Raw genomic sequence first — 22,431 nt, 5'->3', positions numbered from 1 at the left:
GATCAGCGGCCCCCGCCGAGCGAATGGACGTAAACGGTCAGTTCCTTCACCGTCGTCTCTCCGAGACGCGCCTGCCAGGCCGGCATCACGCCATGGCGCGGCTGGCGCACCTGGGCGGTGATTTCGGCGGGGCTCGACCCGTAGAGCCAGATGGCGTCGGTGAGGTCCGGCGCACCGAACTCGAGGCCGCCCTTGCCGGCCTCACCATGGCAGGCGGCGCAGTTGTTGGCGAAGGTTTCGGCGCCGGGGCCAGTGAGGTCGCCGCCGCTGGACAGCGCCACGACATGCTTCACGACGTCGGCGATCTCCTCGCGGCTGAGAATGTCGCCATAGGCCGGCATTTCGGAAATGCGGGTGTCCTCATCGCCGGCGAAACGGATGCCGTGGGCGATGGTGGTGCGGATTTCTTCGGGCGAGCCGCCCCACAGCCATTCGTCGTCGTTGAGGTTCGGATAGCCGGGCGAACCGGCCGCGCCCGAGCCGTGGCACTGCACGCAGTTGACCTTGAAGGCCGCGGCGCCCGCCGAAATGGCGAACTGGCGCAGGGTGTCGTCGGCCAGAATCTCTTCGACCGAAGCCTTTTCGATGGCAGCCACATAGTCGCCCTTGGCAACTTCCGCCGCGGTCAGTTCGGTGCGCAGGTCGGCGCGGCTCGACCAGCCGAGCAGGCCGGAGGTCGCCGAATTCACCAGCGGCCATGCCGGATAGGCGATGGTGTAGACGAGTGCCCAGAAGATGGTGGCGTAGAAGGTCCACAGCCACCAGCGCGGCATGGGATTGTCGAGTTCCTTGATGCCGTCCCATTCATGGCCGGTCGTGGCGACGCCACTGATTTCGTCGATTTCCTTGTGGCTCATGTCAGTCGTCCTTGAGCGGAATGCGGGCGGCTTCGTCGGCCTGTTCGCGGCTGCCGGGGCGGAAGGCGAAGATCACGACGCCGATGAAGAAGAGCGTCATGAACAGCAGCCCCCACGAATCGGCGAGCTGGCGCAGATAGGTGTAGGTTTCCATGGAAGCCTCCTAGCGCGAGCCGTCGGGCTCGTCGTAGCTGGTGAAATCGACCAGCGTGCCGAGCATCTGCAGATAGGCGACCAGCGCGTCCATTTCGGTCAGGCGGTTGGGATCGCCATCGAAATCGCCAAGCTTGGCCTTCGGATAGCGTTCCTCGACGCCGGATGTGTCGGCGTTGGGATCGGCCTGCGCCTGCAGGTCGGCCACTGCGTTCTCGACCATCTCGTCGGTGTAGGGCACGCCGACGCGCCGGTTGGCGACCAGATGCGTCTCGAAATTGCGGATGTCGAGGTTCTTGTCCTTCAGGAAGGCGTAGCTCGGCATCACCGATTCCGGCACCACCGAGCGCGGCTCGATGAGGTGCTGGACGTGCCATTCGTTGGAGTAGCGGTCGCCAACGCGGGCAAGGTCAGGCCCGGTGCGCTTGGATCCCCACTGGAACGGATGATCGTACATCGATTCCGCCGCCAGGCTGTAGTGGCCGTAGCGCTCGACCTCGTCGCGGAAGGGGCGGATCATCTGCGAATGGCAGACGTAGCAGCCTTCGCGGATGTAGATGTTGCGCCCGGCCAGCTCCAGCGGCGAGTAGGGCCGCATGCCGTCAACCTTCTCGATGGTGTTTTCGAGATAGAACAGCGGTGCGATTTCCACGATGCCGCCGATCGAGACCACGAAGAGCGAGCCGACCAGAAGAAGCGTGGCGTTCTTTTCGATGACGCGATGCTTGTCAAGAAGAGCCATTCGGTCAAACTCCTATTCGGCCGGCACGGCAGCGGGGCGGGGCGAAGCGGCCTTGCCGCCGATCGGCTCCTCCTCGCGCTGGTGGCCGAGAATGGTCATGGTGAGGTTGTAGGCCATGATGATTGCACCGGCGAGGTAGAGGGCACCGCCCAGCGCACGCATCAGATAGTAGGGGAACATGGCCTCGACGGTTTCGGCGAAGGAATAGACCAGGAAGCCCTGCTCGTCGTATTCGCGCCACATCAGGCCCTGCATGATGCCCGACACCCACATCACGGCCGCGTAGACGACGATGCCGATCATGGCGAGCCAGAAGTGCCACACCACGAGGCGTTCCGAGTAGAGCCGCGCGCGGCCCCACAGCCTCGGCACCATGAAGTAGAGGGCGGCGAAGGTGATCAGGCCGTTCCAGCCGAGCGCGCCGGAGTGGACGTGGCCGATGGTCCAGTCGGTGTAGTGCGACAGCGAGTTGACCGCCTTGATCGACATCATCGGGCCTTCGAAGGTGGCCATGCCGTAGAAGGCGATGGCTGCCACCATCATGCGGATGACGGGATCGGTGCGGATCTTGTCCCAGGCGCCCGAGAGCGTCATCAGGCCGTTGATCATGCCGCCCCAGGATGGCATCCACAGCATGATGGAGAACACCATGCCCAGCGTCTGCGCCCAGTCGGGCAGGGCGGTGTAGTGCAGGTGGTGGGGGCCGGCCCAGATGTAGAGAAAGATCAGCGCCCAGAAGTGGATGATCGACAGCCGGTAGGAATAGACCGGGCGATCGGCCTGCTTCGGCACGAAATAGTACATCATGCCGAGGAAGCCGGCGGTGAGGAAGAAGCCGACCGCGTTATGGCCGTACCACCACTGCGTCAGCGCATCCTGTACGCCGGAGAACAGCGAATAGGAGCGCGAGCCCACGAAGGATGCCGGCACCGCCAGATTGTTGACGATGTGCAGCATGGCGATGGTGACGATGAAGGCGAGGTAGAACCAGTTGGCCACATAGATGTGGGGTTCCTTGCGCTTCAGGATGGTGCCGAGGAAGACCAGCAGATAGGCGACCCACACGATGGTCAGCCAGATGTCCACATACCATTCCGGTTCCGCGTATTCACGGCTCTGGGTGATGCCGAGCAGATAGCCGGTCGCCGCCATGACGATGAAGAGCTGGTAGCCCCAGAACACGAACCAGGCGAGATCGCCGCCGAAGAGGCGTGCGCGCGAGGTGCGCTGCACCACATAGAAAGAGGTCGCGATCAGCGCGTTGCCGCCGAAGGCGAAGATGACGGCCGAAGTGTGCAGCGGCCGCATGCGGCCGAAATTGAACCAGGGCTCGATGTTGAGATCGGGGAAGGCAAGCTGCAACGCCACGACCACGCCGACGGTCAGGCCGATCACCCCCCAGAAGATGGTGGCAATCGAGCCGTAGCGGATCGGCCCGTCCATGTAGGCGTCCGGATCGGGCGCCTGCGCGGGCGCGAACTGCGCGCGGCGGATCAGCACGAAGGTCGCGCCGACGAGTACGAAGAACAGCACCCACATGTGCTGGGCGAAGGGCTGGTCAGCTGCGAATCCCGCCCCCAGAAGGGCGATGAACGCAAACAGGCCCAGGCCGACGATATATGGTCCGTTGGTCATCCAGAGTCCCCGATCCTTGCCCGGCAGCGCAGATGACATCTGCCGGCATCCTTCTTCATTGGGTGTTTCCAGCGTGAAGCGCATTGATCCATGTCAACGCCGTGACGCGTCGCCGCAGCCATTGTGTGTCGCATTCGATCGGGTCAGGCAGAATGAAAACCATACGGATAACGACCCTGCAGGGAGGAGAGGCGCGCCAGCCGCGCTGTCAGGAGAGCATGATCGCCATCGTGGAACTGGCCCACGCGCAGATGCTGCGGCTGTGCGGCCTGCTTGAGGAAGTGGCCGACTCGCTGCCGGCGAGCGTCGATCGCCGCAAATGCCTGATGATCGCCTGCGAACTGGAGCCGCTGGTGCGCGGCATTCACCGTTTCGAGGAGGAAACGCTGCTGCCGGCCTATGAGCGCGCGCTTGAGCAGCGCGGACGAGGGCGCGGCTCGCTGGAGAGACTGCTTGCCGAACATGTCGAGGACGAGTGCTTCGCCGGAGAACTGAGTGAAGCCCTTCTCCTGCTCGGGCGCGACGGCAGCGTCGACAATCCTGAGGCGCTGGGTTTCATGCTGCGTGGCTTCTTCGAAGGCCAGCGCCGCCATGTCGCCTTCGAGCGCGAGCATGTATTGCCCGAGATAGGCTGCGTGGAAGCGTGAGGGCCGAACGGGTCAGTTTCCGGCCCGGGCCTCCAGCCGTGCAAGGTCCGGCACGATGATGTGCCGGTTGTTCTCGATGGTGATGACCTTGTCGGCGCGCAGACGTGTGAGCTGGCGGCTGACGGTTTCTATGGTCAGGCCAAGAAAATCGGCAATGTCGGCGCGGGTCAGCGGCAGGTCGAAGCTGGCCGAGTTGCGGTCCGGTGCTGCCGAAGGATCGATGTGGCGCGCGATCATCAGCAGAAAGGAGGCGATCTTTTCTGCCGCGGTCTTGCGCCCGAGCGTCACCATCCATTCGCGGGCGTCGTCCAGCTCCTTGAGCGCCTGCTTGTAGAGCCGTCGTTCCAGTTCGGGCGAAGCCTGCATCATCCGCTCGATGGAAGCCTTCGGAAAGGAGCAGAGCGAGACTTCGGTGGCGGCCTCGGCGTTCAGCTCGCTTTCGGTCTTGAATGGCCTGCCGAGGAAATCCGGCGCGAATTGCAGGCCGACGATCTGCTGGCGCCCGTCCGAAAGGGTTTTGGTCAGCTTCACCACGCCCGACAGCACATTGGCATAGGTGTCGATCTTCTCGGCGTCGCCCAGCAGTTCGGAACCGCTGTCGGCATGATGCTTGTGCGATGTTTTCGCCAGCGCAACGAGTTGCTCAGGTTCAAGCGCGCCACAAACGCCCTTGTGACGCGCCTCGCAGGACACGCACAATACGGGAATACCGTCAGTATGAACGTCCTTGCGCACGATCTGGCCACCTTTCGGTTCATCGATAGCACCTTAGCGCAATTGACGCGCCGCGTCAGTTTGTCTTGCTGTGCGGGGTTTGATCAGAGTCAACGCAGGATGAATTACTTCACGTCAGAGTTTTGCGTATGACAAGGAGGTTTCATGTCTGCGCAAACCGCTTTCAAATTCGCCGACACTGCTCCACGCTATACGAGCTATCCCACCGCGCCGCATTTCCATGAAGGTGTCGGCGATGAAACCGTGTGCCGCTGGATGGCTGCGGTGAAGGACGGCGAAGCGGTATCTCTCTATATTCATATCCCGTTCTGTGACCGGCTGTGCTGGTTTTGCGCCTGCCATACCCGCCATACGCTGCGTTACGAGCCGGTCGCCGCCTATCTCGGGACGCTTTATCGCGAGATTGCGCTGGTGGCTGAAGCCTTGCCTGAAACGGTGCAGGTGGGCGCGGTGCATCTGGGTGGCGGCTCGCCCACGCTGCTGACACCTGAGGATCTGCAGCGCCTCATCGATACGCTGCGCGCCACCTTCCGGTTTACCGCGAATGCGTCGATCAGCGTCGAGATCGATCCGACCGACATGGACGAGGCGCGTCTCGACGCCATCGCCGCCGTCGGCACCACGCGCGCCAGCCTCGGCGTGCAGGATTTTCGCATCGAAGTGCAGAAGGCGATCAATCGCGAGCAGAGCTTCGAGGACACGCGCGCCGTGGTCGATGGCCTGCGGGCGCGGGGCGTTTCGGCCATCAATCTCGATCTCGTCTACGGCCTGCCGCACCAGAGCGTCGACAGCATCGCCGATACGGTGGCGCTTTCGCTGTCGCTGAAGCCCGACCGGGTGGCGCTGTTCGGCTATGCCCATGTGCCATGGTTCAAGAAGCACCAGAAACTGATCGACGAAGCCGCACTGCCCGGCCGCGAGGCGCGCATGGCGCAGTCGGCACGGGCTGCTGCCCTCATTCGCGAGGCTGGCTACGAGGCGATCGGCCTCGACCATTTCGCCCAGCCGGGCGACAGCCTTGCGCTGGCCGCGCGTCGTGGCACGCTGCGGCGCAATTTTCAGGGCTACACCGACGATGGCTGCGAAACGCTGATCGGGCTCGGACCATCGTCGGTCAGCGGCATGCGCGAGGGCTACGCCCAGAACACCACCGCCATGGGCGATTACCGGCGGGCGGTGGAGGCCGGAACGTTGCCGGTGATGCGCGGCTTCGAGCTTTCCGGCGAGGACCGCGTGCGCGCCTGGGTGATCGAGCGGCTGATGTGCGACTTCGGCTTTTCGGTGGACGAGGCGTCGGTGCGTTTCGGCGCGGCAGCCGGTGCGGTCGTCGACGAGGCGCGCACCATGTGTGCACGCTTTCCCGAGGTGCTCGTCCGGCAGGACGGCAGCTTCATGGTGCAGCCCGACGCACGCGCCCATGTGCGCTCCGTCGCGGCCGAATTCGACAGCTATCTGGGGCGTGGTGCTGCGCGCCACTCGCTGGCCGTGTAACGGTTCACGGCTGCCAGTCGGTCATCCTCAATATGTTGCCGCCCAGCTTCTGGAAGGCACGCTGACGGCAGGAAAAGACGATGATCTGCTGGTCGCGCGACTGGCGATGCAGCGCATCGAACATCTTTTCGATGCGGTCGTCGTCGGAATAGACTAGTGCGTCGTCCAGAATGACCGGAGTCGGGCGGCCGTCGCGGGCGAGCAGGCGCGCGAAGGCCAGCCGCGTCAGCACCGAAAGCTGCTCGCGCATGCCGCCGCTGAGGCGTTCCACCTCTTCTTCCTGCCCGTTGCGCAGAATGGTTCGCGGCAAAAGGGTCTTGTCGTCAAAGCTGATCGCAACATCGTCGAACAGGAGCCCAAGCAATGGCCGCAGTTCCGTGATGACGGGCTTGAGATAGAGATCGCTGGCCTCGGTGCGGGCGCTCTCCAGCGCCGAGGACAATCTTTGCAGGACGCCGACCTCTTTCTCAAACGCGGCGACGCGGGCATTCGCGGCCGAAAGGGCTTCCCTGGTCTCGTGCCATTTTTCTTCGACGGCGTCGTCGGCCAGAGCCCTGATCAGGCCGTTCAGTTCGGCAATCGTCTCGCGCAGCGCCGCGGCTTCCTTTTCGGCCGCTTCCTCGACCGAGCGGGCACGGCGAAGCGCGGCCTCGACCGATTCCAGATCGGCGGCGCTGTCGCGCAGCTTCTGAAGCTCGGCCCGGTCGGCTTCCAGCTTGCGCGCGGCTTCGTCGAGCTGCCCGGAAAGTTCCTGCTGGCGCTCGGCGCGGCCGTCCTCCGGGCCGAGGGCGGCCTCGATCTGGGTAAGCTCCGCGCGCAGGGCCGCGAGATCGGTTTGTGCTGCGATGAACGCCTCATCGGCGATGCGCTGCAGGGGTTCGGCCTCCCGCAGCGCCTGCCTGGCAGCCTTGCGGTTGTCATCCGACTGCGCGTGGGCCGCCCGGACCTCTTCCGGCTCGCCGGTGATCTCGACCGTCGCGGACGCGGCGGCGGGTTCCTGCGCGGCAACTTCTTCGTGCAGCTTTGCCAGCCCTGCGGGTGCCAGCGCGGACAGGCGGCTGCGCAGCCCCTGCATCTCGACGGCGATCTGCTGGGCTTGTTCGTGACGTGCCCTGACGGCTGCAAGGCCATCGGCTTCCAGCGCGGCCAGCAAGGCGCGCCGTTTTTCCACGGCCTGCTTCAGCCTGCTGTCGTCCGGGGCAGGGCGGTTCGAGCGCAGCGTGATGGCGCCGATGCCCGGCACCGACAGATGCGCCTCGCCGTCATAGCGGCGTTCTTCGCCATCCGTCAGCGCAACACCGTCCAGCTCCATGGAGTGCGCCGCACCCGGTTCATAGGCGACCATCATGGACGGGCGGGCGGCATCCCCGATGGCGCGCAGCCGGGCGATCTCGACATCGAGCACCTGAAGATCGTCGATGGCTTTCGGGTCGATCTTCACAAGGGCATGCCTTGCCTCAGCCTGTTCCAGCGCGAGGCGGGCGTCTTCGGCCTGCTTCAGCCGCTCCTGCAAGGCTGTGTGACGCTCGGCGGCATCGCGCGCCTTCAGCGCCGCATCCAGCCGGACAAGCAGATCGCGGGCTTCCTGTTCCTGCTGCTCGGCCGCTTCGGCCTGTGCCCTCGCCTTGCTCATTGTCGCGGCCGCTTCGCGCCGCTTTTCGGCGGTCTGGACATGCCTGAGTTCGGCTTCGCCGAGCCTGCCCCGCAGTGCCTGCGCCTTTTCCTGCGCCTCCAGCAAGATGCCGAGATTCTGCGCCACAAGATCGCGGCGGTCGCGGCTGAGCTGCCACTTCGCTTCCGCAGCATTCAGCATTTCTCTCTGCGATCTTGCCGCGTTCAGGGCCGCCTGTGCCTTTTCGACCGCAGCCCGGCGCTCCTGCCTGTCCTGCGGCTGTTCGAGTTCGGAAAGCCGTCTGGCAGTCGTGGCGCGCTGGTCGAGTGCTGCGCGCAGGGACGTGACTTCGGCCGACCGTCTCTGTTCTTCGGCGGCGAGCCTGTCGCGGGTTTCGATTGCGGCGGCATAGCGCCCGCCTGCCTTTGGCCCTCGCTTCGTGACCAGCTTCTCGATCTCTTCGCCGACCACTCTGGCGATCTCGGCCATGCGCCGCCCGCCGGTGATGGCTTCCACCTCGCCCTGCACGGATTCGAGGAGGCCCGCGCGCGCCTGCTTCTCGCTGTCCTCCTCGGATTTCCTGCGCGCCTCGATGCCGGTAATGCCCTGCCGGACCCAGAGCAGGCCCGCCGGGCCGGCACTGCCGCCCCTGATCAGCCCGGCGATGAAGTTTTCGGCTTCATCGGCTTGTGCCATCAGCCGTCCGCTGCCCAGATCCGTCACCCGTGCCGAGCGGCCGCCATAATATTGCTTGGTGATGCGAAACCGCCCTTCGGCCGTGGCGATGTCGGCTTCCACGAGAGGGTTGCCGCCACTGTAAGGCCGCAGGCTGCGCACGTCGGCCGACACGCTCGAATGCGGCTGGAAGAACAGCGCATGCAGGGCCTCGAAGCTGGTCGACTTGCCGAATTCGTTGGCCTCCGACAGCACGTTGACGCCGTCGCCAATGTCTTCGATCGCCACTCCGCGTCCGCCGAAGCGCTTGACGTTGAACAGCCGCAGCGCTGAAATCTTCATGCCGTGGCTCCCTGCGCAAGGGAATAAAGCCGGGCCAGCGCCGCACGCGCTATGTCGCGATCGGCCGCCGGGCGGCTTTCGTCGGAAGCCTCCGCCAGCAGCGCATTGGCGGCTTCGCGGAGGGCGCCGGCACGGTCGATCAGGTCGAGATCGGCAATTTCGCACTGGATTGCGAGATCCGTATCATCGAGTTCGAGGAAGGCGAAATCCGGGGCGGCACTTTCAACCGCCTGCACCAGTCTTGCGTGTCCTTCGAGATGGCTTTGTCCTGATGCCACGATGCGCGAAAGGCAATGGCGGCGGTCCCTGCCTGTCGGCAGCACGGCTTCCATCGCGCGAACGGGATCGTCGCCGTCAAGCAGGTGAAGTTCAAGCGTGCTCCAGCTGAAGCTTGCCGTGGCAAGCGGCGTCACCTCAGGCATGGCGGAAGGGCCGGCAAGGCTCACCAGCAGGGCTTCGCCGGGGCGATCGTGCTTGAAGCGGTCGGGCTCGGGCGTGCCGCTGTAATGCGTGCGGGGGTCGATCTGCATAGCGCCATGCCAGTCGCCGAGCGCGAGATAGTTGAGGCCGGCGCGCCGCGCCCTGTCCGGTGCGATCACCTCGCTTGCCGCGGCGTCTTCGGAAAAGCTCTGGATCGCGCCATGGGCAAGCCCGATGCGCAGTGCCCCTTCCGGCGTCGCCTGCGCATCCATCCACGCGCTCAGGTCGCGGCCGGGACGACGCGTGGTGCAGGGAGCCGGCAGCAGGGTGACGCCGGCTGCCAGTTCGATGGGGCCGGGCTCGGTTGCCAGCACCACATTTTCCGGTGCTTCCGCGCGCAGCGTCGTCCACAATTGCGTTGCCTGCAGGGAATCGTGGTTGCCGGGCAGGATCACCCAGCGCACGGACGCATGATGCGCCATTTCGGCGAGCGCCTGCCGGCGCACATCCGGGGCCGGAGTTTCCGTGTCGAACGTGTCACCCGCAAGCAGCACAGTCCCGGCTCCATGTTCCAGCGCGTGTCCTGCCAGCCTGGCGATGACAGCATGTCGCGCCTCCCGCAGCCTGACCGGCAGATCACCTGAAAAATTGCCGAAGCGCTTGCCAAGATGCAGATCGCTGGAATGGATGAAACGAAACATGCCTGCCCCGATGGCTGCTGGTTGCACCTTGTCGTTCGCCGTCGCAATTGCCCGCCGGAGTGCGGCGGCCGGATGGATAGCGAAAGGCTGGTGCCGATCACCTGTGGCAGATACCCTGCGCGACGAAGATCGTCCACCCGTAGGCAGCCATCGCCGAAACGTGAGACGGCAGCAGGGGAGGTGGGGCAGCGAGGTGCGGGCGTTCAGTATTGTATGAAAATTGCCCTATAGAGCGTGGCTGCAAATGCACTCATCCCGATCCTTTTTCGGGTGTACCTTGACCATGAGGTGCTGACCCCGGATATTCTGCACCGCAGAATATGCCGCGTTCCGAACGCTCTTCATCGCGGCCCGCTTTCCATCACAGACCTAAGGCTCACAGCAAAACCATGTCCGAGAAACCCGCATTCTTCGATCTGAGTGACGAACGCGGCGTGCTCAGAACCTCCGTTGCCGTGACGCTGGTGATCTCGTCGCTCGGGATCTGCTTTGGTCTGATTTCGGGTTCGTTCTCGATCATCTTCGATGGCGTCTATTCGCTGATCGACGCCAGCATGAGCCTGCTGTCGCTGTTCGTGGTCAATCTCATAACCTCCTATGCCGTTTCCAGGGGGCTGTCGCGCAAGCTGCGGGAGCGCTTTTCCATGGGGTTCTGGCATCTGGAGCCGATGGTGCTGGGATTGAACGGCACGCTGCTGATCGGTGTCGCGGTCTATGCGCTGGTCAATGCGGTCAGCAGCCTGCTTGAAGGCGGGCGGGACCTCGAGTTCGGCTGGGCCATCGTCTATGCGGTCGTCACCGTGGTTGCCTGCGCCTCCATCGCCATGGTCGAGGCCCGCGCCAACCGCAGGATCGGGTCCGAATTCGTGCGGCTCGACGTCAGGGGCTGGCTCATGTCGGCAGGCATCACCGCCGCGCTGCTGGTCGCGTTCTGCATCGGCTATGCCGTGCAGGGCACCGAATGGCAGTGGATTTCGCCTTATATCGATCCGGCCGTGCTGGCGATCGTGTGCCTGCTCATCATCCCGCTGCCGGTCTCGACCGTCCGGCAGGCGCTGGCCGACATCTTCCTTGTCACGCCCTCCGGTCTCAAGGCGCATGTCGACACGGTGGCGCAGGCCTTTGTCGAAAAGCACGGCCTTGCTTCATATCGCGCCTATGTGGCGCGGGTTGGCAGATCCAGAGAAATCGAGCTTTATTTCATCGTACCCGCCGATGCGCCCGCCCGCACCATCGGCGAATGGGATGCGCTGCGCGACGAGATCGGCGAGGCGGTCGGCGGCGAGGGACCCAACCGCTGGATCACCGTCGTCTTCACCGGCGACCCGGAATGGGCGGAATGAACCACCCCGCGGCGCATAAATGCGGCCAAAACAAAGAGATAAAGCATTTCTGCGATTCGGAGAAAAGCAGAAATGCTCTATGTTCCGAAAAGCCTGTTACCTCAGTGTTTCGATGATCGCGTCGACGTCGAGGCAATCCTGTCCGGACGGCTGTGAACCTGCCCGTGCATCGATCCCTGCCGCTGCGTCGTACGCCTCTTTCACCCGTGCGATCGCCGCTGGTGACTGACCCTTCATCAGCAAGCTGGAGGCCAGCTCCGTAACCTCGACAGTGCGACGGTTGAGTTCCTGTTCGGTGCAGGATCCGGCTGCCGATGTGCCGGCGCTGCTGTCTTCTTCCGTATCGTCGGATGATCTCGCATGGACGGCCGGCATGCTGACGGTAGAAACAGCAAGATCGCAGGCGGGCGCGAATTGCTCTGCCTTGTCCTCGCGGTAAATGCACTCGAAATTGTAGGCTTTGCCGTCGTGCACCGTGAAGACGTAACGGTTGATCGCGACGGTTTTGAACCTCTTGTTGGTGAACACCATGTCGACGGCAGGTTGGCCGAGCATCGTCGTCATCTTCGACGACTGGAACCTGATCGATGACAGAACTGCAATGGCCTTTGTGAATTCATCGACAATGGCTTGCTGGTTTTGCTCGCTGACTTCTGCAATGTCGCCCGGATCGCGCGGCCCAAGGAGGGTGATGCTGACATCGCCGTTGTCCATGGAGGAGGCCGTGACACCCGTCACATCTCCGGTTCCGTCAGCAAACATATGGCTCAGCGTGAAATCTTGCGGATACTGGAACGTATAGGATCCATCCGCGGCTGTGAAAGTTTCCGCATTCTGGGCGAAACCCTCGATCGGCATGGCAAGGGCAAGGGTCAGCAACCCGAAACGAAGACAGGAACGCATGGAAACCCTTTCACGGAGCCGGCTGAGTGAACGAAAGCCGTTCAACTGGAACAGGCCTTGAGATGGTGACGATGGTGGATACGCAGTTAGGACGGACAACGGCATGCAACATCCCGCATTTATCGGGAGACACTTTGCCCGACAAGTATGGAACCGGATCACGGTCGCATGCCAACCCGGCACGATGCCCTGCTCTCGGTTAGGGCTGGGCCGTTTCTGCACGGGTGCTGAGAATGTGAGTTGATGGCGGGCGGCGACCGATAGTGATGAGCACTACGTTTTCGCCATAGCCCTCTAATATCGCATTTTATGCAGTTACAGAGGGCTTCCGCTTAATGTGCAATGGCCTTCGACACAGCCTCGATAGCGTTTACCAAGGCTGGGAGCAGGCCGGTGACTTTTGCGACAGCAACCGGGGCTGCCGCAACCAGAGCGGCATCAACGAACTTCGTTGTCCGCTCGCCCAACCACTTCCCGAAGGTGACGGCCAAACCGAGCAGTTTTGCGGTTCGCGATTTTACAAGTTCCTTGTCGGGGTTAGATTTTTCCAGTTCCCTTTCAATCACTCCTATATCATTCAGTGCATTTCGGAGCTGGTCACGTTCAGCACTGTGATCTTCTTGGTCAGGTGGCCCGTTGTGCCCCCGCCATGCGAGTTCGCGCTCAAGGTCTTCAATATGATCGCGGAGGATGCGAAGCGCCGTGCGTGCATTGGATGTGGTGTCAGCTTCTCCTGCACCGCCGGGCTTTAGGATACGGGCAAAGTCGGTATCTTCCAGCAGCATTGCTTTGATTTTCGGACGGACGAGCCGCCCAACGCTTTCGGCAGGAGAGAAATCGTTGAGGATGGGAGCGCCAAGTTCCTGAACCACGGCTGAGATATTGCGCATCCGATAGCGGATCGCTGCGTCGTTCCTCTGGGCAAGAGCGCCACTTAACAGCGTCTGCGCAAGCGGCTCGGATCGATCATCCGCACCGTGAAGCTGAAGGCGAAGCAGCAGCACATACACTTCGACCGATCGCCTAAGCTCGTCGTCGGTCCATGGGATATTCGCGCTCTCGGTAGGTCTTCGTGCCATAGAGTCAGATCGTGCTATCGGCGCTTGTGAGATCATCCTCGAAAGTCAAGTGACATGCCTCCTTATTGATCCATTGTTAGGCGAGGGCATTAATCAAGGCTGATGCCCTCTGCTCGTGCTTTCTCGATGGTGTCCAACAGGACGGCGCACTGCTTTTCCGTCGGGATTTTCATCGGCATCTGCATGGCGACGTTCAATATGCCGATCTCCTTCGGCGTCAGCAGACGCTTGGCAGCAAGCGCTTCATGCACAGCGATCCATCTGGCCGCCGGGATCGCGAAGACCTTCGTCTGCGCCTCAATGCCGTTATCCAACTTCTGGGTATTCCGGGCAGCCCGCTTTTCAGACAGATGATCGTCGCGGGACAGGCATTCGCCGTCGAACTCATTCGGCAGAAGGTCGGCAAACTCGTCCATATTTTCCAGCATCCGTGTCCAGCAGGCTTCACGCTTGGCCCATTCCGAAATGTTCGAAATACCCTGCATCGGGCGCAGGAGGTCATCGTTCACGCGGGAAGCCACAACCGCGATGGTGCTTTCGAGGACAGGACTTATCGCCTGCGCATTCCAGACCCGCTGAAAATCAAGAGTTTTTTCCTGTCGCCTTGTCAGTTCGCTGAGAACGGCCAGCGTATAGGCGACGATATTGGCGCGATAGCCGTTATTATACCACGGCTGCGCTGACACAATCCGTTCGGTCGCACGGAATATGATCCCTCGCGCAACGGCGCGTTTGAAGTACGCTTCGTTGAAGCTGTCCGATGACTTGTCCCATTCCTTGCCGATCCGGGCGGCGTAGCGGGCGAAATTCTTTTCGGCTCCAAGGTTCACGTATCGCGGATGGTCATCCCAGACGTTCTCGAACTTCGCAAGATCCGTCTTGGTCAGCATCTGCGGCTTCGGATTTTCCGCCTTGAACCGCTTCTGCTCGGCAGGGGTAAGTTTGGCCTGTGCATCCGCATACTGACCACGGGCGCGTTCATAAAACCATTTGGTTTCCCGCTGCGCACCTTTACCCGCAGGCGCCCATAGGCGCCGAGAAAACTCCTCCATACGGATATGATATGCATGGTTTGAGAAGAAATCGGCAGCTTGAACCCGGTTCTGGGTATTGGCGTACTCGGAAATACGCGGAACGACCTTCTCGCTCTCCTCGTTGTCAATGACGGACAGCTTCATCTGCACGAATATCTGCGTGAGGTCGGCTTTGTCTTTCCTGCGGGTATGGAACAGCGACGCGGTGGTCTGACCGCCATTCACAATCTGAAGGTCGGTTATCCTGGTGATCTGGAGTCCGTCGCCAGTCCGCTTCGTTTCGACCCCCTGGGCTGTGGCTGTGATGCCGTTGTTGTAGGCGAAAAACATACCCGGCTCGGTCATGATGGTCGTGCGGATACCTTGGTTGACCTTCGCTCTCGCTTGAAGAAACGTGCGGACGTTCTGCTCCAGCAGCCTCGCGCCGTACTTCTCGTATATTGTCGAAAGGATCGGTCCCGGCATGACGACGAGATAGGACTGATAAGCATCTGTCCCTAGATGGGCGGGAAGGCAGGGTATACCGGTTCCGAACATAGCCTCGAAGTCCAGGTCCAGCGCCTCTTTGTGGCTACGGGAACTGCGCTGGCGGTGAAGGCGAGAGATATCCCAGATGTGAAAGCTCGTTGCGATACCGGCTGTCTCGGCATCTGGCAGCGCCTGAATCCGGTCGCTCAAGGTACGCTCGGAAACGAGAATAAGATTGAGATGCCGGATCAGCGATTTCCTGTCCGCGATCTGCCTTGCGAGGCCATATTCCGGCGACGTGATTTCCAGATCAGCCGCCAGATTCTTCCGCAAACTGGCGTCGAAGAAATTGACCACACGCTTGAACGCGGCATCAACATCGGTACGGGTAAGTGATGCCAGCTCAGTGCGGCTGTCGAAATCCGCCACGAAAAGGTTCAGAACGCCTTCGTCGTTGAACCAGTATCCGTCCACGCGCATACCGCGCTGCGCCCGATAGTGCGCGAACTCGAAGCCTTCCGTGAACCCCGTCTCTGTCAGCTCGCGGGACACGACATCCATGAACTCGGCCAGCAGGAAGCTGCCGTTCGCCTCGGCCCCGGCCAGCAAATCCTGACGGAAATCATGGAAGAACTCTTCGGCGGGCGTTTCCAATCAGGGCCTCCGGAACATATCGGCTTCATCGCAGGAGAACGGCGCTATCGCTTCCAGCATGACGTCGTAGGAAACCTTGGTGATGCCGGGTGGCAGCTCCGAGCGGATCAGGCGGGGAAACCCATCGGTCACGCGGTATCCCTGAAGGCCGCCGACAATGAAGCGTGGAGCATCGTATTCCGCGAGTGGAACGTACCCCATGCCTGCGAGTTTATCGGCAAACTGCTCGATGGCACCGGCATCCGCAAGCTCACTGTCGATCAGCCCGACAATACCGTTCAGTGACAATGCCTGGCCAGCATCGGGTTGACTACTCAGGCGCTGAGTCAGGAGAAACAGCTCGTCGGCAAGCGATTCCAATTGATCCTCGGACGAAATGCGGACAGTGCTGCGCTCCCGACCGGAAAGCGACTTCACCTCGATGGCCCGGTTGCCGAAAATGAAATCCTGATGGCAATCGTCGGGACCGCACCACGCATCGACGGCAGCGATCTGCGGCAGCGTGTCCTGATAGAGAAGGCGCAGAACGTGCAGTTCGCCGAACAGGCCGCGAATCTCTTCAGGTGAAAGCAGGCGGGCATTGCGTCCGGCAAGAAACGCCTTCCAGCGCCGCAGATGGGCAAGTGCGACGGCCAGTGCCGTCGCCGGGTCCGCGACATCCCTGAGGCTGCCGATGAGGGTTTCACACAGGCCAAGAAACAGATCGCTGTCGATATGACGGGCAAGCGTGAGAACAAATCGCTGCTGTCCGGCTCGATCACCGTTGCGAAGATCAACGCCGATACCATGGAGGGAAACCACATCACGGCGGAGCTGTGCGGTGTGATCGCCATCCAGCTCGATAATCAGCAGGCACTGTCCTCCGGCATCCCGTCCCCAGAAGATGGAGACACCCGTGGTTCCCGCGATGCGGAGAACACTGAGATCAGCCGCCGGCGTCGGAATAGCGTCCCACGGCACGGACCTACTCATCGTCATAGTCCTCGTCGGCGTCGGGATCGTCGTCCATCGAGCCGTACATCTCCTCCATCCAAACCTTGTTGGCGATCACCTCGATCTCGAAGTCGGCTCCGTACAGGCCGTCAGGGAAGCTCAGCCCCCATGCGGGAACCCTGTAACCAGCGAAAGCAGGATTTTCGGTCGGTTCCAGAACATGGATCATCAACAGCGGCTTTTTACGGACCATGCGATAATGAACGTCAGAGGGCTTTTTCTTTTTGGACTTGGCATCCTCGGACGCCAGCTTCTCCGCGGCGGAAATCTGATCGTCAGTCAGGCCAAGCTTCTCGTCGCCGCGACTGGCGACGCGGTATCCTGAAACCTGCCATTTATCAGGCGTGGCATCCTTTTCAGCCGTCCGGTCCTGTGCGCCAAGCCGATATGCTTCCGGGTCACCAAGCCCTTTCGAGATAAGCAGAACATCAGCTTTGGAGAATTTCGGCGCAATCTTGAGCAGATACTCAACCGCGTCAGCTTTCCTCTTTCTCGCGGATTTATGCGCGTTGAACCGCAACAGGAACTCGTCCACCTTCCCGACATCAACGTCAGGAATAAACCACCCCTTTTCTGTCGGTTGCACTGTGCCGCCAAACCCGTCGCGCCAGTATTCCGCGATCAGTTCCTCGTTCTCCAAGTTGATCTTAGTATCAAGAGGAAGCAGCCAACTCTCCTGAAGTGTGCCAGTGAGGTTCTGGTTGAGAACGATCTTTTCACCACTGCGCATCTTGTTGGCGGCAGTCACCATCAGGCTGTCTGGATGGGACTTCACATAGAGGCCGAAATCCCTTGGACTCATGTCGGCCTGACGCATCCGCGTGATCTGCTGACGCAGCTCCTCGGATGCCAGTGCGATATGCTTATACCAGTTGGTCGAGTCATTCGGCAGCCAGACGCGGCAGACATCCTCGTAGCCCGGTCGATAACCGAACCAGCGCCCCATCTGCATCAGCGTGTCGTACATCTTGGTGTTGCGGTACATGTAGCTGATTGTCAGCCCTTCAATCGTCAGGCCGCGTGACAGGCTCAGACCGCCGATAGCGATTGCGGTCAGGCCGATGCCATCCTTCTCGTACCTCGCGAAATCGAGAACCTCATCGCTCTTGCTGTTGACCACATAGGTGCGCAGATTTTCGAACACACCCCAGAGAACCCCTTTCACTTCGTCCCAGGTGAAGTTCCTCCCGCCAAATTCATTGGTGGCGAACTCAGCGTCGAACACAGCACGCAGACGGGCCATGTGTTCGTTTTTCGATGATGCGGCTTCCGGCATCATGTAATTGGCTTTCACGGCCTCCCGCATCCGGTCGAGGCGCAGTCCGATGAAACTCCGCACCTCCTTCTGGACGGATACGAAGCGGGACACATTGACCAGCATGGAGCAGTGTTTCCGCTCCTGACCTCTGAGGTTTCGGAGGGCTCGCGCGACAATGAATTGATCGAGCGCACGATAAAGGCTGGGCGGCAGTTCCGCGACCGGAAAACCGTTCTTATGGACGAACGGAAGGTATTCCTCGCAGTCGTCGATCTGCCGCAGGATAGCACTGCTGCTCTCGTTGTTCAGGAAAACCTTGTCCGGCCCGAAATATGTGGTCGGCGCGTCCAGCGAGTGAATAAAGTCGCTCGGAAACAGCTCTTCGTAGGCATCCTTGTCGAAAGCGTCAGGGTCGATGAATATGTTGGCGAACGGCGTAGCCGTGTAACCAACGTAGCAGTTCTTGGTGAATAGCCGCAGAATCTTCCTGATCCACGCATTGGTGGCGGTCGGATTGATGTCCGGCTTGTTTGTGTTGATCGATGCGTTGTCAGCCTCATCGTCGATGACCAGCATTGGGACATCGGCAATGCGGTCGCGCCCTTTCGCATTCAACTCCCGCAACCAGATGTGCAGAGCTTCAAGCGTCTTCACATTCTTTTTAATCACAAGAATGACAGGATTCTTGAAATCGTTCAGTTGTGCGCCACTGACATTCGCAGTCTGCTTGTTGAAATCTGAGTTTATGTTCGTGAGTGTGACAGGATTCGGGTAGTTTCTGTCCAGCCCGACACCGATGTTGACGCGATTTTCCGGATCGCTGGACCGACCAACAAACCCTTCATCGACACGCTGCTGGGTCTGCTTGCGCAGATTGTTATGAATGCCCGCAATGACGATGATGAACTTGTATCCGGCATCGGCAGCCTTCGCGATCACGCCCATGTAGTTGGCAGTCTTACCGGACTGGACATGGCCGATGACCAGACCACGGCGTTTCCATTCGCCTTCGCTGGTCGGGTCTTGGAGAAGGCCAAGAATTTTTGAACCGTCAGCGTTGAGGAGGGTGTTCACAACGGTGGGCTTCCAGCCCTGACCGCGAAGGTAGCCACCATAGGCATCCGCATAAGTGGTGCCGATCTCGCGCTTGTGAATCCAGTCCTCGTCGTGCGCGGCATCGACATCGATCAGTGAAACGCCCGCGTTCATGCGCGACGGTATTGCCGTCTCGGCTTCAGTGATGATGTTCTGAAGATCGCCAGAGTAACCGAGCAGCGGCGCGAGGAGAGCGGCTTTCGCTGCAATCTCGTCGCGTGACGGCAGGCCGTCCTGATCGTCGAACGCACCGATCAGTGCAGCAAGAACAACCTTCTCCTTATCGCTCTGCGTACTCAAGCGAATCCCCCCAGAATGTAGTTTTCAACGATCTCCCAGTGATCGTCAAAGAGTCGCGTCGATCTGACAATATCCCTAAATGCATCCGCATCTCCCGGCCCGTCACCCCACAGGGCGCGTCTGAGGTCATCAAGGCGGTCTTTCACATCATCGACTGGCGGCATCTGGCTCACGTCGCGAGGGTGCGTCGAATAATCTGAGTAGATCATCTCGACGGGCAGCGATGCCGAAACGGCTTCCAGTAGAAGGTCGAGGTGGCGCACACCTTCGCCGTCCAGTTTCTCGTGCAGGCGCTGTGCCAGCGGATGCGTCCTGTTCAGGGCATACCGGATGCCGGTCTTGTCGGCATATCGCTCCCACAGCGGCGCGGTGACTTCATGGAAAAGCTTCTGGCCGCGCCCCCGATGAACGGTGGTGCTTGCCCCTGAAACCTGAGCGATAATCTGCCGGAGCCGTTCCCGTACCGGCAGCGGCGGACGGGATCGCGACTTCTTGATGTCGATGGTCCACGCCTCATCGAGGCTGTTTGGAAAGTCGATCTGAACGCGGGCCAGCTTGGTCGCTTCTCCCTTCGGTATCAGCCGGAACCAGTCGCCCCACGCCATCAGCCTTCCGTTGCGGTAGATGTACGCACCCTGATTGGAGATGAAGTCGCTGCGGTTCTGATAGAAATCATATTCGCGCGCCGTCAGGTTTGAATGGTGTGGCAAGATGTACGGTTGCAGATGCACCGCTGCCGATCCGATCCGTACAATCTCTTCCGGCAGATGTCTGGTGTGGGTGTTTTTGCGGCAGAAGGGATCAAAGGCTTCGACGGGATGCCCGTTCACCTTGATCGCAATGCGGCCCCGCCCCCGGATTTCACCGGCAAGAAAACGGTGGAAGACGAGTGCCAGATGCTTTTCCAGCACGTCCAGCTTCTCATTTACGATCTCATCCCGGCGGTTGCCGGTTTCATCTTCCAGCAGTCGATCCATTTCCCGCCAGATGACGGCGGTGCCGTGTGCGCCAAGATGGTCCACATAGGGCAGAGCTGCGATATCCTTTTCGTCGAGGATGCTGAGAATCCAGTCATCCGCCTGGTCAATAACGTCGAGGTTCCATTCAGCCCCTGACAGGCTGCCATCCTTCGTGCTCACCACGGTGAGGGAGCGGCATTGTGAGAAAGAGGCGGTTTTGAGACCGAGACCGAACCGGCCCAGGTCTTTAGGAGACCGTTCCATGCGCGGGTTTGCGGCCCCGTGCCGCATGGCCGCTAAAAGCTCGGCTGCGTCCATGCCACGCCCGTCATCAAGGATGACGAGGATGGGCTGCGGAACTGATGGTTCACAGAAGATATCGATCTTCGACGCATCGGCGGAGATGCTGTTGTCGATAAGGTCTGCAACCGCAGCTTCAAGCGAATAGCCCAGATCGCGCATTGAGGCAGAGAGACAGGCCGCACTTGGCGGAAGCGGGATATTTCGTGCCATCAGCCCGCCTCACGGATATCATAGGAAAGTTTTTCCACCACGCTGGGCGCATCGCTTTTCAGCTCACATTCCCATACCGTGAAGACAGTCCATCCCGCCGCCTTGAGGGCGGCTCGGTTGCGCTCGTCCCTATCTACATTGGAATCAAATTTGGACTTCCAGAATTCTGTTCTGGTCGAAGGCATCGTGGCATTACGACACCCGTCGTGGCGATGCCAAAAGCATCCGTGGACGAATATCGCCGCGCGGTATTTCGGCAGGACGATATCAGGTTTGCCGGGAAGCTCCTTCGCGTGAAGCCTGAACCTGAAGCCCGCATGATGCAGCAGCGAACGAAGCCGCAATTCCGGGCCGGTATCTCGCCCCTTTATGCGGGACATGTTCCAGCTTCGCCGTTCGCGCGTGATCGTATCTGCCATCAACGGTCTTCTCGGATGGAATCGAGCACCTGCGCCACGATTTCCGCAATCTGCTTTGCAAGCTGCGGCGGGACGGCGTTTCCGACCTGATGGTACTGGGCTGTGCGTGGCCCGGCGAAAAAGTAATTGTCGGGGAATGTCTGAAGACGTGCCGCCTCCCGCACGGTGAGGCTGCGGCACTGCGCTGGATCGTAATGGATGAAATAGTGTCCATCCTTTGAGATATGGGACGTGATGGTGGTGGAGACGTGATCCGCCAGTTGCACCCGGAAGCGATCCGAAAACATCTTGCCAGTGCGGCCAAGCTCGACATTCCTGTGCTCCGGCAACAGGCCTTCGGGAAAATCCGCCAGCTTGGGGCTGCGTCCTGTCTTCTGCGCGAAGGTGGCGGCGTAAAGATAACGCCTGAGATCAGAGGCCATATGGCTGCGCGCTTCGTGCGCAGTCAGCACCGAAAGCCGCTCGTCGTAAAGGCTGCGCAACACGTCATGCGCGGGCCTGCGCATAGGATAGCGCGTGGACGAGACTGCGCGGGGCGATTTCACCTCGATCAGATTATGGAAATCGAGAGCACGGGCGACCTCGCCTGCGTAGGTCGCGCCGTTCAACTGACGGCGGACATTCATGCTCGATATGGCCCGCAATTCACTCAGCCAGGCTGTCGCACTGTCCTTCTCCTTGGATAGACCGCTACGTATGGATGGAAGCGATCCTATCGTCTCCTGCACGGTCGGAGCCGCCATCTTCTTCAGCACTCCGGGGCGGACGTTCAGGTCACTACGGATGCCGACAATGAACATGCGATGCCGAGCCTGAGGGATGCCGTATTCTTCTGCGCGCACGACAAACAGGCGAGGGTCCACTTCCTCGTCCGCCATATCCTCTTCGGTCAGTGAATACAGCCTGTATGTCAGGTCGCTCGGAGCGTCAGGAATAGCGGTATTCGGACGGGAAAGATCACGTACAATCCGCGCGATTGCCGATTTGCCTTCTATGGTCGCAGAAAGCAGACCTTTTACATTCTCCATCACGAACACAGGCGGGCGGTGATCGGCAATGATCCTGAGATATTCGAGGTAGAGCGTGTGGCGCTCGTCCTTCTCAAAATCAGATCGGCCCATCATCCTAGAGCGCCCGACAAGCGAATAAGCTTGACAGGGAGGACCTCCAACAAGCGCCCATCGACGACTTCCACCGATCCGCCCGCGAATAATCTCCTGCACCTGCCCGTGAGACTCTGGGCCGAGCGAAATCCGTAGAGCGGACGATGCCGCATGACGATGCGCGGCTGGATAGCGCCGGTAAAGCTGGTCGCGGGAAATATCTCCGGCGAGAAACGCATAGTAGTCATCAGGCACTTCGCCTTCCGGGAACTGCCTGATGAAGTGCCGCAGGAGAAGGGT

The 22,431-nt window shown here is 60.9% G+C and carries 18 protein-coding genes; 3 read left to right on the top strand and 15 right to left on the bottom strand.

Annotated features, from left to right (window positions below; all coding sequences use genetic code 11):
* Positions 1-2 precede the first annotated feature (2 nt).
* The 4 genes from ccoP to ccoN are packed head-to-tail and all read right to left on the bottom strand — an operon-like array spanning position 3 to position 3,387.
* Complete coding sequence (ccoP, locus tag AC5XE7_RS04975) at positions 3-857, bottom strand: cytochrome-c oxidase, cbb3-type subunit III (protein ID WP_183824603.1); 855 nt, start codon at positions 855-857, stop codon at positions 3-5.
* Position 858: 1 nt separating this feature from the next.
* Positions 859-1,011, bottom strand: a complete 153-nt coding sequence (locus AC5XE7_RS04970) for a cbb3-type cytochrome c oxidase subunit 3 (protein WP_183824600.1) — start codon at positions 1,009-1,011, stop codon at positions 859-861.
* 9 nt (positions 1,012-1,020) lie between these two features.
* Entirely contained in the window at positions 1,021-1,752 is a 732-nt protein-coding gene (gene ccoO / locus AC5XE7_RS04965) for a cytochrome-c oxidase, cbb3-type subunit II (RefSeq protein ID WP_183824597.1), read from the bottom strand.
* A 12-nt stretch (positions 1,753-1,764) separates the two neighbouring features.
* Positions 1,765-3,387 carry a cytochrome-c oxidase, cbb3-type subunit I gene (ccoN, locus tag AC5XE7_RS04960; protein ID WP_495365060.1) on the bottom strand — a complete coding sequence of 541 codons (1,623 nt, stop codon included), beginning with the start codon at positions 3,385-3,387 and terminating at the stop codon, positions 1,765-1,767.
* 152 nt (positions 3,388-3,539) lie between these two features.
* Here ccoN and AC5XE7_RS04955 point away from each other — a divergent pair, with 152 nt between their 5' ends.
* Complete coding sequence (locus tag AC5XE7_RS04955) at positions 3,540-4,034, top strand: hemerythrin domain-containing protein (RefSeq protein ID WP_280198444.1); 495 nt, start codon at positions 3,540-3,542, stop codon at positions 4,032-4,034.
* Positions 4,035-4,046: 12 nt separating this feature from the next.
* Here AC5XE7_RS04955 and AC5XE7_RS04950 read toward each other — a convergent pair whose 3' ends face one another.
* Positions 4,047-4,769, bottom strand: a complete 723-nt coding sequence (locus tag AC5XE7_RS04950) for a Crp/Fnr family transcriptional regulator (protein ID WP_495365059.1) — start codon at positions 4,767-4,769, stop codon at positions 4,047-4,049.
* Between the two features lie 144 nt (positions 4,770-4,913).
* On the opposite strand from AC5XE7_RS04950, the gene hemN reads away from it, so the two are divergent.
* Positions 4,914-6,260 carry an oxygen-independent coproporphyrinogen III oxidase gene (gene hemN, locus AC5XE7_RS04945; protein ID WP_495365058.1) on the top strand — a complete coding sequence of 449 codons (1,347 nt, stop codon included), beginning with the start codon at positions 4,914-4,916 and terminating at the stop codon, positions 6,258-6,260.
* A 4-nt stretch (positions 6,261-6,264) separates the two neighbouring features.
* Here hemN and AC5XE7_RS04940 read toward each other — a convergent pair whose 3' ends face one another.
* Complete coding sequence (locus AC5XE7_RS04940; protein WP_495365057.1) at positions 6,265-8,889, bottom strand: AAA family ATPase; 2,625 nt, start codon at positions 8,887-8,889, stop codon at positions 6,265-6,267.
* Positions 8,886-10,010 (bottom strand): metallophosphoesterase family protein, encoded by a 1,125-nt coding sequence (locus AC5XE7_RS04935; RefSeq protein WP_495365056.1) that lies wholly within the window; start codon positions 10,008-10,010, stop codon positions 8,886-8,888. Before AC5XE7_RS04935 ends, AC5XE7_RS04940 begins: the two co-directional genes overlap by 4 nt.
* Before the next feature lie 389 nt (positions 10,011-10,399).
* On the opposite strand from AC5XE7_RS04935, the gene AC5XE7_RS04930 reads away from it, so the two are divergent.
* Positions 10,400-11,353 carry a cation diffusion facilitator family transporter gene (locus AC5XE7_RS04930; protein ID WP_495365055.1) on the top strand — a complete coding sequence of 318 codons (954 nt, stop codon included), beginning with the start codon at positions 10,400-10,402 and terminating at the stop codon, positions 11,351-11,353.
* 96 nt (positions 11,354-11,449) lie between these two features.
* Here the strand turns inward: AC5XE7_RS04930 and AC5XE7_RS04925 are convergent, their stop codons facing one another.
* From AC5XE7_RS04925 to AC5XE7_RS04890, 8 genes are all read right to left on the bottom strand, one after another.
* On the bottom strand, positions 11,450-12,361 hold the full coding sequence (locus AC5XE7_RS04925) for a hypothetical protein (protein ID WP_495365054.1): 912 nt from the start codon (positions 12,359-12,361) through the stop codon (positions 11,450-11,452).
* A gap of 227 nt (positions 12,362-12,588) precedes the next feature.
* Positions 12,589-13,266 carry a hypothetical protein gene (locus AC5XE7_RS04920; protein WP_495365053.1) on the bottom strand — a complete coding sequence of 226 codons (678 nt, stop codon included), beginning with the start codon at positions 13,264-13,266 and terminating at the stop codon, positions 12,589-12,591.
* Between the two features lie 158 nt (positions 13,267-13,424).
* Entirely contained in the window at positions 13,425-15,491 is a 2,067-nt protein-coding gene (locus tag AC5XE7_RS04915) for an AIPR family protein (protein WP_495365052.1), read from the bottom strand.
* Positions 15,492-16,463, bottom strand: coding sequence for a PD-(D/E)XK motif protein (locus AC5XE7_RS04910; protein WP_495365051.1), 972 nt, complete (start codon positions 16,461-16,463; stop codon positions 15,492-15,494). It abuts the gene before it with no gap.
* Positions 16,456-19,137, bottom strand: a complete 2,682-nt coding sequence (locus AC5XE7_RS04905; protein ID WP_495365050.1) for a Z1 domain-containing protein — start codon at positions 19,135-19,137, stop codon at positions 16,456-16,458. Before AC5XE7_RS04905 ends, AC5XE7_RS04910 begins: the two co-directional genes overlap by 8 nt.
* Positions 19,134-20,558 carry an ATP-binding protein gene (locus tag AC5XE7_RS04900; RefSeq protein WP_495917697.1) on the bottom strand — a complete coding sequence of 475 codons (1,425 nt, stop codon included), beginning with the start codon at positions 20,556-20,558 and terminating at the stop codon, positions 19,134-19,136. The genes AC5XE7_RS04905 and AC5XE7_RS04900 overlap by 4 nt, the downstream gene beginning before the upstream one ends.
* 50 nt (positions 20,559-20,608) lie before the next feature.
* Positions 20,609-21,028, bottom strand: coding sequence for a very short patch repair endonuclease (locus AC5XE7_RS04895; protein WP_495365048.1), 420 nt, complete (start codon positions 21,026-21,028; stop codon positions 20,609-20,611).
* On the bottom strand, positions 21,028-22,386 hold the full coding sequence (locus AC5XE7_RS04890; RefSeq protein WP_495365047.1) for a DNA cytosine methyltransferase: 1,359 nt from the start codon (positions 22,384-22,386) through the stop codon (positions 21,028-21,030). The genes AC5XE7_RS04895 and AC5XE7_RS04890 overlap by 1 nt, the downstream gene beginning before the upstream one ends.
* Between the last annotated feature and the right edge of the window lie 45 nt (positions 22,387-22,431).

It is taken from the genome of Aquamicrobium sp. YD-1-mutant5, from assembly GCF_059509755.1.
This window is presented reverse-complemented; position numbering and strand designations above follow the sequence as displayed.